This window comes from Wenjunlia vitaminophila DSM 41686 (assembly GCF_000380165.1).
In the GTDB taxonomy this organism is placed as follows: domain Bacteria; phylum Actinomycetota; class Actinomycetes; order Streptomycetales; family Streptomycetaceae; genus Wenjunlia; species Wenjunlia vitaminophila.
Genome location: NZ_KB904652.1, coordinates 122,880 through 136,252, shown reverse-complemented (window position 1 = coordinate 136,252; position 13,373 = coordinate 122,880). Strand labels below are relative to the sequence as shown.

At 72.4% G+C, this 13,373-nt stretch carries 10 protein-coding genes; 5 read left to right on the top strand and 5 right to left on the bottom strand.

Annotated elements, in window-relative coordinates:
• The 3 genes from A3IG_RS28720 to ybaK form a co-directional block, all read left to right on the top strand.
• On the top strand, positions 1-1,629 hold a 1,629-nt coding region (locus tag A3IG_RS28720; protein WP_018382688.1), incomplete at its 5' end, for an alpha-mannosidase.
• Between the two features lie 69 nt (positions 1,630-1,698).
• Positions 1,699-2,451, top strand: coding sequence for an LON peptidase substrate-binding domain-containing protein (locus tag A3IG_RS0106240; RefSeq protein WP_018382687.1), 753 nt, complete (start codon positions 1,699-1,701; stop codon positions 2,449-2,451).
• Positions 2,452-2,494: 43 nt separating this feature from the next.
• Positions 2,495-2,989 (top strand): Cys-tRNA(Pro) deacylase, encoded by a 495-nt coding sequence (ybaK, locus tag A3IG_RS0106235; protein WP_018382686.1) that lies wholly within the window; start codon positions 2,495-2,497, stop codon positions 2,987-2,989.
• Positions 2,990-3,220: 231 nt separating this feature from the next.
• On the opposite strand, the gene A3IG_RS0106230 is transcribed toward ybaK, so the two are convergent.
• From A3IG_RS0106230 to dnaE, 5 genes are all read right to left on the bottom strand, one after another.
• On the bottom strand, positions 3,221-3,853 hold the full coding sequence (locus A3IG_RS0106230; protein WP_169366206.1) for an ABC transporter permease: 633 nt from the start codon (positions 3,851-3,853) through the stop codon (positions 3,221-3,223).
• Between the two features lie 21 nt (positions 3,854-3,874).
• Positions 3,875-4,693 carry an ABC transporter permease gene (locus tag A3IG_RS0106225; RefSeq protein WP_018382684.1) on the bottom strand — a complete coding sequence of 273 codons (819 nt, stop codon included), beginning with the start codon at positions 4,691-4,693 and terminating at the stop codon, positions 3,875-3,877.
• A 97-nt stretch (positions 4,694-4,790) separates the two neighbouring features.
• The gene (locus A3IG_RS0106220) at positions 4,791-5,747 is read right to left on the bottom strand and encodes an ABC transporter ATP-binding protein (protein ID WP_026219952.1); all 957 of its coding nucleotides are present in this window, start codon (positions 5,745-5,747) and stop codon (positions 4,791-4,793) included.
• Positions 5,748-5,921: 174 nt separating this feature from the next.
• Positions 5,922-7,178, bottom strand: a complete 1,257-nt coding sequence (locus A3IG_RS0106215) for an NYN domain-containing protein (protein ID WP_018382682.1) — start codon at positions 7,176-7,178, stop codon at positions 5,922-5,924.
• Positions 7,179-7,568: 390 nt separating this feature from the next.
• Positions 7,569-11,123 (bottom strand): DNA polymerase III subunit alpha, encoded by a 3,555-nt coding sequence (dnaE, locus tag A3IG_RS0106210; protein ID WP_018382681.1) that lies wholly within the window; start codon positions 11,121-11,123, stop codon positions 7,569-7,571.
• 193 nt (positions 11,124-11,316) lie between these two features.
• On the opposite strand from dnaE, the gene A3IG_RS0106205 reads away from it, so the two are divergent.
• A complete protein-coding gene (locus A3IG_RS0106205) occupies positions 11,317-12,636 on the top strand; it encodes a DUF2252 domain-containing protein (RefSeq protein ID WP_018382680.1) in 1,320 nt (439 codons plus the stop codon).
• A 62-nt stretch (positions 12,637-12,698) separates the two neighbouring features.
• Positions 12,699-13,358: a hypothetical protein gene (locus tag A3IG_RS0106200; RefSeq protein ID WP_018382679.1), complete on the top strand. Its 660-nt coding sequence runs from the start codon at positions 12,699-12,701 to the stop codon at positions 13,356-13,358.
• The last annotated feature ends 15 nt before the right edge of the window (positions 13,359-13,373 follow it).

Sequence of the window (13,373 nt, the reverse complement as noted above, 5' to 3'; positions counted from 1 at the left end):
CCGACCCGGGAGATGCTGGCCAGGGCCGAGCGGCTGCGGGACCTGGAGGGCTCGGCGCGGGTGGAGGTCGAACGGCCGGCGGACTTCTTCGCCAAGGCCGNGGCCGAGTACCCNAACGCCCCNGTGTGGGNNGGCGAGNTNTACCTGGAGCTGCACCGGGGCACGTACACCTCGCAGGCGAAGACCAAGCAGGGCAACCGCCGCAGCGAGCACCTGCTGNNNGAGGCNGAGCTGTGGGCGGCCACCGCGGCGGTGCGCACCGGGTTCCCGTACCCGTACCAGGACCTGGACCGGCTCTGGAAGACGGTGCTGCTCCACCAGTTCCACGACATCCTGCCCGGTTCGTCCATCGCCTGGGTGCACCGCGAGGCACGGCGGACCTATGCCCGGGTCGCCGAGGAACTGACCGGGATCATCGACGCCGCGCAGCGGGCGCTGGCCGGCACCGGCCCCGGCACGGTGGTGTTCAACGGCGCCCCGCACCGCCGTTCCGGGGTGCCGGCGGGCGGTGCGGCGCCGGTGCTGCCCCCGGTGGCGTCGCGGGTGAGCGCGGTGGAACGGCCGGAGGGCGGGTGGCTGCTGCACAACGGGGTGCTCCAGGTGGCGGTGGACGGCCGGGGGCTGGTCACGTCGGTCTACGACGTCGCCGGGGAACGGGAGGCGCTGGCGCCGGGGCGGGTGGCGAACCTGCTCCAGCTCCACCCCGACCTGCCCAACCACTGGGACGCCTGGGACGTGGACGCCTTCTACCGCAACACCGTCACCGACCTGGTGGACGCCGACGAGGTGGCGCTGCTGGAGGGGGACGACCCGGAGCTGGTGGGGGTGCGGGTGGTGCGGTCGTTCCGTTCCTCCCGGGTGGAGCAGACCGTCGCGCTGCGGGCGGGTTCCGGCACGGTGGACATGACGACCCGGGTGGACTGGCACGAGCGGGAGAAGTTCCTGAAGGTGGCGTTCCCGTTGGACGTCCGCGCGGACCGGTCCACCTCCGAGACGCAGTTCGGCCACCTGCACCGGCCCACGCACACCAACACGTCGTGGGACGCGGCGAAGTTCGAGTTCTGCGCCCACCGCTTCGTGCACCTCGCCGAGCCCGGCTGGGGGGCGGCGGTGGTCAACGACTCCACCTACGGCCACGACGTGTCCCGGGCGGTGCGCGAGGACGGCGGCACCACGACCACCCTGCGGCTGTCCCTGCTGCGGGCCCCGCGGTTCCCCGACCCGGAGACCGACCAGGGTGAGCACGTGTTCCGGTACGCGCTGGTGCCGGGGGCCTGCGTCGCGGACGCGGTGCGCGAGGGCTACCGGATCAACCTGCCGGAGCGCCGGGTCCCCGGGGAGGCGTCGGTGGTGCCGCTGATCGCGGTGAACAACGACGCGGTGGTGGTGGAGAGCGTCAAGCTCGCCGACGACTGGAGCGGCGACGTGGTGGTGCGGCTCTACGAGGCGTTGGGCGGCCGGGCCAGGGCCCGGTTGACACCCGGGTTCGAGGTGGCCTCCGTCTGGGTCACCGACCTGCTGGAACGCCCACTGCGGCGGGGCGGGCTCGAGCTCGCCCTGCGTCCCCACGAGATCGTGACGCTGAGGTTCGCCCTGCCGCAGCGGGGGGTGGGCGACGCCACCGCGTGAACCGGGGAGCACGGGTTCGGTGGTTCCGGTGGGGGCGGTGACGGCCAGGTCCGCGTACCCTGGCTGCTCGTGACCGTGCGGCTGCCCCTGTTCCCGTTGACGTCCGTGCTCTACCCGGGCCTGGTCCTTCCCCTGACCGTGTTCGAGGAGCGCTACCGCCGGTTGGTCGCGGACCTGTCGGCCCTCCCGGCGGACGCTCCCCGGCGGTTCGGCGTGGTGGCGATCCGCGACGGCAGTGAGATCGCGCCCACCCACCCGGGGGCCGGGGAGGGGAGCGGCCCGGGTGAGGGGAACGGCCCGCCCGGCGGGGCGGCCGCCGGCTTCGGCAGGGACCTGGGCACCGCGCTGTACCCGGTGGGGTGCGTCGCCGAGGTGGCCTCGATCCGCACGCACCCGGACGGGCGGTCCGACCTGCTGACGTCCGGCACGGTCCGGTTCAGGACCCGTTCCATCGACGCCACCGGCCCCTACCTGGTCGCCGAGGTGGAGGAGTTGCCCGAGCAGCGCGGGGACGGCGCCGGGGCCCTGGCCTCGGCGGTGGCCCGGATGTTCGGCGCCTACCAGCGGCGGCTGGCCGGGGCCCGGGAGCACTCCCTGACCACCACGCCTGAGCTCTCCGACGACCCCTCGGTACTGTCCTACCTGGTGGCCGCGGCCACGGTGGCGGACACCAGCGTCAAGCAGCGGTTGCTCCAGGCACCTGACACGGCGGCCCGGCTGGCGGACGAGCTGGCGCTGCTGCGCCGGGAGGTGGCGGTGCTGGGCAAACTGCCGTCGCTCCCCGCGGTGGAGCTGACCCGACAGGTCCCCAGCCCCAACTGACCGGCCGCACCGTCGGTCGGCGGCGGAACGACGAGGACGAACCATGGGCAAGAAGGTCAGGGGCGCGCAGGGCACCCCGGCGACGGTGGCGCTGACCGCGTCGGGGGTGGCCTTCCAGGTGCACTCCTACCAGCACGACCCCGCCGTGCGGTCCTACGGGGAGGAGGCCGTGGCGGCGCTGGGCACCGACCCGGGGCGGGTCTTCAAGACGCTGGTGGCAGAGGTCGACGGGGCGATGACGGTGGCGGTGGTGCCGGTGGCCGGCACGTTGGACCTCAAGGCGCTGGCCACGGCGGCCGGGGGCAAGCGGGCGGCGCTCGCCGACCCGGCGGCGGCGGAGCGCACCACGGGCTACGTGCGCGGTGGCATCTCCCCGTTGGGCACGCGCCGGCCGCTGCCCACGGTGGTGGACGCCAGCGCACTGGACCACCCCACGGTGTTCGTCTCGGCCGGGCGGCGCGGCCTCGAGGTGGAGCTGGCCCCCGAGGACCTGGTCTCCCTCACCGGCGCGCGCACCGGAGCGATCAGCCGTCAGTGATCGCCCGGGTACGGGGGGTTGCGCGGCGGCCCGGTCCGCGGTCACCATCCGGGAGATGCCTGCCGACGCCAGGAGGGGGTTGTTCCATGCCGTCCAAGCGAAGCCGCAAGCGCAGGGCCCGTCGTAGGCGCCGGGCCAACCACGGGAGGCTGCCCGCCTAGCTTAGTTAGGGAACGCGTCGTGCCTGGTGTGACACCGGCACACCAGGCATCCGACGCCGGGGCCGGGCTGTCACTTCTGGTGGGGCGGGAACGCCGGGGCGGGGGTCGGCTCGCGGGGCACGAAGGTGGCGGTCAGGAACAGGTGGGTCGCCATGGCGAGCATCGGCCAGGCCAGCAGGGCCGCCTTGGCCTGGAGCTTCAGCGGCTGGTCGAAGACCTTGTTGGGGCCGACCTCCCGCGCGTGGGCCTCGACGTCCGTGGGCGGGCCCAGCCACACACCCAGCCGCCAGGCGAGCAGGGAGGCGAGCACCCCGCCGACCGCCAGGCCGACCACCACGGCGACGCCGCCGCGCCGGAAGCACCAGAACACCACCGCGGCGCTCACCACCCCCAACCCGGCGGCGAGCAGGGTGAACCACCCGTCGATGCCGATCGCCTGCTCGCCCTCGCCGTCCTTGAGGTAGACGGCCCTGCCGTCGGAGATCAGGGGCACCCGGGGCGCCAGCCACAGCCACAGCAGTCCCAGCAGCACCCCGGAGGCGGCCACCGCGACGGCCACCACGGCGCCGGTGCGCACCTCCCGCCCGAGGTCGCCGCCGAGGTTCCCGCCGCGCCGTCCGTCCGCGTACGCCATCGGGCCGCCGGGGCTTTCGGGGGCGGGCTCTGGGGGGTACGGTCCGGAGGGCGTCATCGGTACGGTCACGGCCTCATCGTCCCACGCCCGTCATCGACTTGCCGCTCGACGGTAGGCCCAGGTGGCCAGGGTCAGGGACACCACGCCCACCGCGGCGCACACCCCGAGGTCCACCAGCACCACCGCCCAGTCGGGATGGGAGTCGAACGTGCGGGCGAAGGCGTCCACGCCGTAGCTCGACGGCAGGAGGTCCCGGAGCCAGCGGACCGGTTCTGGCAGGTTGGACGCGGGCAGCACGCCCAGCAGCAGCGCGGCGGACATCCCTAGCTGGCCGAACAGGGTGGCCAGCTCCTGGCGGGGAGCCAGCAGGCCGAGCGCGGCCCCGAGCCCCGCCAGCGCCGCACCGGCCAGCGGGATCACCGCCACCAGCACCCACAGGTGGGACAGCGACAGCCCGAAGAGCAGTGAGCCGGTCGCCGCGGTGACCACGGTCCCCGGCACGGTGAACGACGCGTAGGCCGCCGCCGCCCCCAGCACCACGGCCGCCGGCGGCACCGGCAGCGTCGCGTAGTGGTCGAGCCCACCGGAGGCCCGCAGCACCCCGAAGTACTGGGCGAGCAGGTTGAGCGCCACGAAGGCGACCACCAGCACGCTGGACCCCGCCACCACCGACCGGGCGGCCTCGCCGTCCCCGGCGTCCACCACCCCGCGCATCATCACCATGATGCCCACGGACTGGAAGGTGGCCACGAACAGCAGCGGCATCCTCGCCACCCGCGCCCGGGAGAGCTGGGCCCGGTAGACGGCGGCCAGCGCCGGCAGCAGCCGGGCCCCGGGGGCGAGGGGCGCCGGCTGGGGCCGCTCGGGCGCGGCCTCGTCCCGGTCGTACCGGACGACGGTCTCGGGCACGGCACTCACTGCGCCCCCCGGTGCGCCGCGCGGCTCCCCCGGGTCGTCCAGGGGCCGCGGGGCCGGGCCCCGCCTGGGCCGCCCACTGCTGCCTGGGTCACTGCCTCACCAGTCCCTCTCCCCTGCCGCCGAGCCTGAGGTAGACGTCCTCCAGGCTGGGCGTGGTCAGCGTGAAGTCGTCCAGGGCGGCGAACGCCGGGCCACCGGTCACCGCCGCCACCACGGCGCGCGCCCGGTCCGGGGGCAGCCGCAGGGTCCAGTGACGGCCGGAGCACACCGCCTGCTCCTCCATGGCGGCGATCTCCGGCACCTGCCGGGGCGGCTCGTCCCGCCACACCAGGTCCACCCGGACCTCCTGATCGACCAGGGACTTCAGTCCCGCGGGGGTGTCGCAGGCGATGACCCGACCGCGGTCGATCACGGCGACCCGGTCCAGCACCGACTCGGCCTCGATCACGTTGTGGGTCACCAGCAGCACCGTGGCGCCGCGCTCGGCGCGGCGCCGGTCCACCGCCGACCACACCGCCCGGCGGGCCACCGGGTCCATCCCGGTCGTCGGCTCGTCCAGGACCAGCACCGGCCGCTCACCGACCAGCGTCGCGGCCACGCAGGCCAGCCGGCGCTGCCCGCCGGACAGCGTGCGCAGGGGCCGGCCCGCCAGGTCCTCGAGGCCCAGTTCGGCCAGGATCTGGTCCCGCTCGGCACGGGCGTCGCGGGCGCGCAGCCCGCGCAGCCGGCCCGTGGTCTCCGCGGCGAGGGCCACGGTCAGGTCGTCCAGCGCGGTGGACTGCTGGCCCAGGTAGCCGATCAGCCGGGAGGCGCGTTCCGGGTGGCGGACCAGGTCGTGGCCGAGGACCTCCACCGAACCGGCGTCGGGGCGCAGCAGCCCGGTGAGCTGACGGACGAGGGTGGACTTCCCGGCGCCGTTGGGCCCCAGGATGCCGAAGATCTCCCCGCGTCGGACCTCCAGGTCGATGCCGTCGTTGGCCCGCACCAGCGACGTCCCGCCACGGCCCTCGGAGTAGGTCTTGACCAGGTCGCGGACGGTGCACACGGTGCCGCCCGGCCGTCCGTCGGCCCCGGCTCCGGTCCGTGCCCCCGCCGGCGGTCCCTTCCGTGCCGTGATCAGCCCCGCGCGCGTCCTCACGAGCAACGAGAGTACGCCGCGCAGCGGTGTGTCCGGTTCACCGGCCCCCGGGTCGCCGGCGGTACCGCGGCGCGGCGCGGGTCAGGACTCCGCGGCCGGGGCCCGTTCGGGCACCGTCCTGGCTTCCACCTCGCGCCAGAAACCCGCCCGGATCGCGTACCTGTCGTGCTCGTCGATCTGGTCGTCCTTGTGCGCGAGCAGCCCGAACCTGGCCGCGTACCGCAGCAACTCGCCGTCCACCCGGTGGGGGATGCGCGGGTACTCGCTGGACAGCACCTCCAGGTGGAAGGTCTCCGGGAGGCGGGAGATCCACCTGCGTGCGAACACCTGACCGACCTCGAACGGGTCACCACCCACCGTGGTGATGTCCTCTTCGCGGTCGGCCCAGCGCTGCTCGGCCGTGGTGAGCTGGGCCAGTGTCGGCAGGTTGTCGTGGGCGCCGTCGGTGCCCGGGGTGGCTCGTTCCACCCAGCCCTTGTCCGAGGACCACCGCAGGACCGCGGCGTGCGGCGCACCGGCCGGCGCCGGCGGCCCGCCGGCCGTGCCGGCCGCGGCGGGCCTGCCGAGCGCGGCCAGGTCCTTCGGGGTGGGCACGCGGGCGGCCGGCGACACCGCCGCGCCGGCGCCGCCCTGGCCGTTCCTCGAGGCCGCCGGCGCGCGTTCCCTGCCCTGCTTCGCGGGCACCGACTCCGGCAGCGGCGCGGACAGGATCGCGGCGATCTCCGGCTGCGGGGTGGGCGGCGGGCAGGGCGACGGCGCTTCGCGGGCCTCGACCGCCTGGGTGATCCAGCCGCGGTCCAGCACCCGCCGCTCGTCGGCCTCGGCGACCAGGTCCTCGGACTGGTTGTAGTCCCCGTCGGCGGCCTGCACCGCCCACAGGTGGACGGCGACGCCGTGTTCCTTGGCCGCCATCATCCCGGGCAGCAGGTCGCCGTCGCCGGTGACCAGCACCACGTCGGAGCAGGCCCGGTTGCGGGCCAGCTCGGAGAGCTCGGCGTGCATGGCCGCGTCCACGCCCTTCTGCGCCCACCGCCCGTCGGTCCTGGTCAGGGCGCCGAGCCGCACGGTCACCCGGGGCATCACCCGCAGCCGGCGGTGCTCCGGCTGGGGAACCCGGTCCGGGGCGCCGTCGAACCAGTAGATGCGCAGCAGGGGCTGGCCGGTCTCGGCCTCCGCCCGGTCGCGCAGCCCCCGCACCAGCGCGGAGTGGTTGACGCTGATCCGGGACCGCGCGGGCTCACCGGCAAGGAGGCTGGCGGCGGCACCCAGCAGGTACCCGGCGTCCACCAGGACGACGCAGCGGTCCACGTTCCACCTCTTCCGGTCGGCCCCCGGCATGGATCTCTTTGAGTCTGCCCGACCGCGCCCGGGTTATAGGACGGAACTCGATCAACGGCGTGGCGAATTGACCGGTTAGCCATTTTGCCCGAAATGCGCCCATCAGGGTTCCGTGTAAGCCTGGTCGCTGCCGGACCGTCCAGACTTCCTGGGAGGAAAGATGGCGAAGAATCGGAACCGGAGTCGCAAGGATCGGACGAAGGGTGTCGAACAAACGACCAGTCGATCCCCCTCAGAGGCCCGCAGGGACGACCAGCCCCCGTCGTCCTCGGAGAGCGAGTCCACGAGCTCCTCCCGAAAGGCCAGAAAGTTTGGCCATAACTGACCGCTCACCCGGCCCCCGGCCCGCGGCGCCCGCCCCCAGCACACAGGGGCGGGCGCCGGGCCGCGTCAGTCCCGGCTGACGCTGGCCAGGCAGGCGGGCCCCAGCAGCGCCTTGAGGTCACCGAACAGGGCCGGGTCCGGGGTCACCCGGTGGCGGAGGCGGTAGACGGTCGTCTTCTGCACGCCCTCGGCCCTCAGGCGGACCTCGGTGCTGCCCCGGTGGTGGGTGAGCACCTCGCCCAGTCGGGCCACCAGCGCCGGGTTGATCCTGACCATGGGGACGGAGATGGCCACCGGAGCGTTCGCCGACATCTCGGTGAGGTCGGGTGCGGTGAGCTCCATCGCCACCAGCCGGGGCACGTCCTCCCGCTTGTCCAGGCGACCCTTGACGAACACCACCGCGTCCTCCACGAGCTGGGTGGAGTGGAGCTGGTAGGTCGCGGGGAAGAACATGCAGTCGATGGAGCCGGCGAGGTCCTCGACGGTGGCGATGGCCCAGGCGTTGCCCTGCTTGGTCATCTTGCGCTGGAGCCCGGAGATGATGCCGCCGATGGTGACGATCGCACCGTCCGGCCGTTCGTCGCTGGTCAGGGCGGCGACGGAGCAGTCGGACCGCTCGTTGAGCACGTGCTCCACACCGAACAGCGGGTGGTCGGAGACGTAGAGCCCGAGCATCTCCCGCTCGTTGGCCAGCAGGTAGCCCTTCTCCCACTCCTCGGGTGAGAACTCCACGTCCAGCCCGAACCCCGGCGTGTCCTGCGAGGACTCCTCACCGAGCCCGCCGAAGAGGTCGAACTGCCCCTCGGCCTCCTTGCGCTTGACCCCCACCACGTTGTCGATCATCGGCTCGTACTTCTCCACCAGGCCCTTGCGGGTGTGGCCGAGCTCGTCGAAGGCGCCAGCCTTGATCAACGACTCCACGGTGCGCTTGTTGCACACCACCGACTCCACCTTGTCCAGGAAGTCCGGGAACGAGGAGTAACGGCCCTTGGCCCTGCGGGTGCGCACGATGGACTCCACGACGTTCGCCCCGACGTTGCGGACCGCGGTGAGGCCGAAACGCACCTGGTCGTCCCCGCGGGGGGTGAAGTCGGCGTCGGACTCGTTGACGTCCGGCGGGAGCACCCTGATGCCCATCTTGCGGCACTCGTTGAGGTAGACCGCGGACTTGTCCTTGTCGTCGCGGACGGAGGTGAGCAGCGCGGACATGTACTCGGCCGGGTAGTTGGCCTTGAGGTAGGCGGTCCAGTAGGAGACCAGGCCGTACGCGGAGGAGTGCGCCTTGTTGAAGGCGTAGCCGGCGAACGGCACCAGGACGTCCCAGACCGCCTTGACGGCCTCGTCGGAGTAGCCCCGCTCCCGCATGCCCTTCTGGAAGGGCACGAACTCCTTGTCCAGCACCTCCTGCTTCTTCTTGCCCATCGCCCGGCGCAGCAGGTCGGCCTGGCCCAGTGTGTAGCCGGCGAGCACCTGGGCGGCCTTCTGCACCTGCTCCTGGTAGACGATCAGGCCGTAGGTGACGTCGAGGATCTCCTTCAACGGCTCCTCGAGCTCGGGGTGGATCGGGGTGATCTCCTGCTGGCCGTTCTTCCGCAGGGCGTAGTTGATGTGCGAGTTCATGCCCATCGGGCCGGGCCGGTACAGGGCGGAGACCGCGGAGATGTCCTCGAAGTTGTCGGGCTTCATCATCCGCAGCAGCGACCGCATGGGGCCGCCGTCGAACTGGAAGACCCCCAGGGTGTCACCGCGGGAGAACAGGTCGTAGGTCTTCTGGTCGTCCAGCGGCAGTTCGAGGAGCTTGAGGTCGGTGCCCTTGTTCTTCCTGATGGCCTTGACCGCGTCGTCCATGATCGTGAGGTTCCGCAGGCCCAGGAAGTCCATCTTGAGCAGGCCGAGCGACTCACAGGTCGGGTAGTCCCACTGGGTGATGGTGACGCCGTCGGTGTGCCGGACCCAGACCGGGATGTGGTCGGTCAGCGTCTCCGAGGACATGATCACGCCGGCCGCGTGCACACCCATCTGCCGGACCAGGCCCTCCAGGCCACGCGCGGTGTCGATGACCTTCTTGACGTCCGGCTCGTTCTCGTACATCCCGCGGATCTCGCCGGCCTCGCCGTACCGCGGGTGGGCCGGGTCGGTGATGCCGGAGAGGGGGATGCCCTTGCCCAGGACGTCCGGGGGCATGGCCTTGGTGAGCCGGTCGCCCATGGCGTACGGGTACCCCAGGACCCGGCCGGCGTCCTTGATCGCGTTCTTGGCCTTGATCCGGCCGTAGGTGGCGATCATCGCCACCTTGTCCGCGCCCCACTTCTCGGTGACGTAGCGGATGACGTCGGCGCGCCCACGCTCGTCGAAGTCGATGTCGATGTCCGGCATGGAGACGCGCTCGGGGTTGAGGAACCGCTCGAAGATCAGGCCGTGCTCCAGCGGGTCCAGGTCCGTGATCTTCAGCGCGTAGGCGACCAGGGAGCCCGCCGCGGATCCGCGGCCGGGACCCACGGCCACGCCGTTGTTCTTCGCCCAGTTGATGAAGTCGGCGACCACCAGGAAGTACGCCGGGAAGCCCATCTGGCAGATGGTGTCCAGCTCGTACTCGACCTGGCGCCGGTGCTCCTCGTCGTAGCCGTTCGGCCAGCGGGCGTCCATGCCCCTCCACACCTCGGCGCGGAAGTAGGCGTCCTCGGACTCGTACCCCTCGGGGACCGGGAACCGGGGCATCAGGTTCTTGAAGGCGAACATGCCACTGGTGTCCACCCGGTCGGCGATCAGCAACTGGCTGTTGCGGCACCCCTCCTGCCAGGCCTCGGAGGTGTCGATGGCGTACATCTCGTCGGCCGACTTCAGGTAGTACCCGCTGCCGTCGAACCGGAAGCGGTCCGGGTCGGTCAGCGTCTTGCCGGTCTGCACGCACAGCAGGGCGTCGTGGGAGACGGCCTCCTCGGCGTAGGTGTAGTGGCTGTCGTTGGTGACCACCGGCTTGATCCCCAGGCGGCGACCGACCTCGAGCAGGTCGTCACGGACCCGCTTCTCGATCTCGATGCCGTGGTCCATCAGCTCCAGGAAGTAGTTCTCCTTGCCGAAGACGTCCTGGTAGAACGCGGCGGCCTTGACCGCCTCGTCGAACTGGCCGAGCCGCAGCCTGGTCTGCACCTCGCCGGACGGGCAGCCGGTGGACGCCATCAGTCCCTCGGCGTGCTCGGCGATGATCTCCTTGTCCATCCGGGGCCACTTGACCAGCCAACCCTCGGCGTAGGAGCGGGAGGTGAGCTTGAACAGGTTGTGCAGGCCGGTCCTGTTCCGCGCCCAGATCGTCTTGTGCAGGTAGGCGCCGGACGCGGACACGTCGTCCCGCTTCTGCGCCGGGGTGCCCCAGGTCACCCGCTTCTTGTGGGTGCGGGACTCCGGCGCGATGTACGCCTCGATGCCGATCACCGGCGTGATCCCGGCGCCGGTGGCCTGGGTGTAGAAGTCGTGCGCCCCGTGCATGTTGCCGTGGTCGGTCATGGCGACGTGCGTCATCCCCAGCCGGTTCGCCTCCTGGAACATGTCCTTGAGCCGGGCCGCCCCGTCGAGCAGTGAGTATTCCGTGTGGACATGAAGGTGGGCGAACGGCTTGGTCACCGGGCAGCCTCCGGATCGCGGGCGGGAAGTCGGCTCTACCGTACTCGCGCCGCGCCGGTCGGCGGCGTCGCCCCGCGCCGGCCGGACGGCTGGTCCTTCGCGGTACCCGCGCCCGGCCGCGCCCGGCGGCCTGACATCCTGCCTGCGGTGGGGCGCGGGACGACGCGCCGTGGACCAAGAGCGAGGAGAGCCCATGTCGATCAGCTCCGGAACCGAGGCGCGCGCAAGAACGATCCTGGACGTGTTCGACACCGCCTTCGGGGAGCTGCTGGCCCGGGACCCGGCCGCGTTCCGGGTGAAGTTCCGCAAGATGGCCGCCTCCGCCTTCGCCTTCTACCGGGGCACCGCCTGCCTGTTCTACGCGGACGTGCAGGAGGACAAGTCCGGTCAGGAGTTCGTGGACGTGCAGACCGGACGCGTGTGGATCCACGGCGACCTGCACGCGGAGAACTTCGGCAGCTACCTGGACGCCAACGGTCGGCTGATCTTCAACGTCAACGACTTCGACGAGGCGTACGTCGGCCCCTACCTGTGGGACCTCAAGCGGTTCGCCGCCTCGGTGGCGCTGATCGGGTACGCCAAGGCCCTCGCCGACGACGCGATATCCGAGCTGGTCCGGGTGTACGCCAGCGCCTACCGCGAGCGCGTGCACGTCCTGGCCAACGGACCCGCCGACGCGGTGGCCCCGCTCACCCTGGACAGCGCGCGGGGCCCGCTGCTCTCGGCGCTGCGGGACGCCCGGCTGCGCACCAGGTTCTCCCTGCTGGACCAGATGACCGAGATCCACGACTACGAGCGCCGGTTCACCTCCGGTGGGGGCGCCATCGAGCTGGACCCGGCGACCCGGACCAGGGTGCTCGAGGCGTTCGAGGCCTATGTGGACACCCTGCCCGAGGGGCGGCGCACCAGACCGGACACCTACCGGGTCAAGGACGTGGTGGGCCGGCGCGGGATCGGCATCGGCAGCGCCGGACTGCCGTCGTTCAACCTACTGCTCGAGGGCAACACCGACGCCCTGGAGAACGACGTGGTGATCTACATGAAGCAGGGCCAGACCCCGGCGGTGAGCCGCCACGTCACCGACCCGCAGATCCGCGGGTACTTCCGGCACGAGGGCCACCGCACGGTGATCAGCCAGCGCGCCCTGCAGGCCCACGCGGACCCCTGGCTGGGCTGGACCGAGCTGGACGGGGCCGGGCAGTTGGTAGCCGAGGTCTCCCCGTACGCCGTGGACCTGGACTGGTCGGACATCGACGACCCGGCCGAGATCCGCGCCGTCGTCGCCGACCTGGGGCGGGCGACCGCCACCATGCACGGGGCGGCCGACGACGAGAGCGGACACAGCCTGGTCCCCTTCTCCACCGAACACGCCATCGACGCGGTGATCGGGAACGCCGAGGGGGACTTCGCCGACCTGCTGGTGGAGTTCGCCCACGCCTACGGGGCACGGGCGCGCGCCGACCACCAGATCTTCGTGGACCTGTTCCGCAACGGACGCATCCCCGGGCTGTGAGTCGCCCCGGCGCCGGGTGTTGATCCGGCGCTTAACCCGGTCGTGCCACACTGGAGAGCACCATGGAGACCACGACGGGCCTGTCGCTCGGGCTGCGGACGCTGCGCGCGGCGCTGTTCACCGCGCTGTGCCTGACGCTGTCCACGACGTCCTTCGTGCTGCTCTCCGACACCCCGCTGCCGCTGGCCACGCTCGCGGTGGCGGGTCTCGGCGTCTTCGCCGTCGCCCTGGCGCTGGCCGGGCGCGAGCGCCGGCTGTGGCAGATCGCCGCGGTCATCGTCCCGCTGGAGCTGGTGGTGGACCACGTGTTCACCCGGGCCCAGGACACCTGTTACGGCGCCTCGGGCGGTCCCGTGGTGGGATCGTGGCGCTCGGTGACCGGCACCCTGCTGTGCGGCGACGGCTCCTCCTTCGGGCCGACCACGGTGGAGTTGCCCGGTCACCTGGTCCCTGCGTGGTGGCTCCTCCTGGCGCACCTGCTGGCCGCGCTGGTCGCGGCGTGGTGGCTGCGCCAGGGCGAGGCCGCCGCCTTCCGGCTGCTGCGCGCCGTGGCGGTGCTGGCCGCGGCGCCGTTGCGCCTGCTGCTCGGGGTGTGCCCGGCGGTGGCCCCGCTGCCGTCGCCCGCGCGTCGCCGACGGGAGGACGGTCCCTCACCGACCGAGACGGCGGTGCGGTCGTACGTGGGGCGGCGTGGGCCGCCGTGCCCGGTCACGGCCCGCTGAGCGCCCCTGCCGTCA

Excerpts from the sequence above, each read along its gene's own strand:
- A3IG_RS0106200 (WP_018382679.1), top strand. The coding sequence starts at position 12,699 with ATGGAGACCACGACGGGCCTGTCGCTCGGGCTGCGGACGCTGCGCGCG.
- ybaK (WP_018382686.1), top strand. The coding sequence starts at position 2,495 with ATGGGCAAGAAGGTCAGGGGCGCGCAGGGCACCCCGGCGACGGTGGCG.
- A3IG_RS0106215 (WP_018382682.1), bottom strand. The coding sequence starts at position 7,178 with ATGCCGGGGGCCGACCGGAAGAGGTGGAACGTGGACCGCTGCGTCGTC.
- A3IG_RS0106205 (WP_018382680.1), top strand. The coding sequence starts at position 11,317 with ATGTCGATCAGCTCCGGAACCGAGGCGCGCGCAAGAACGATCCTGGAC.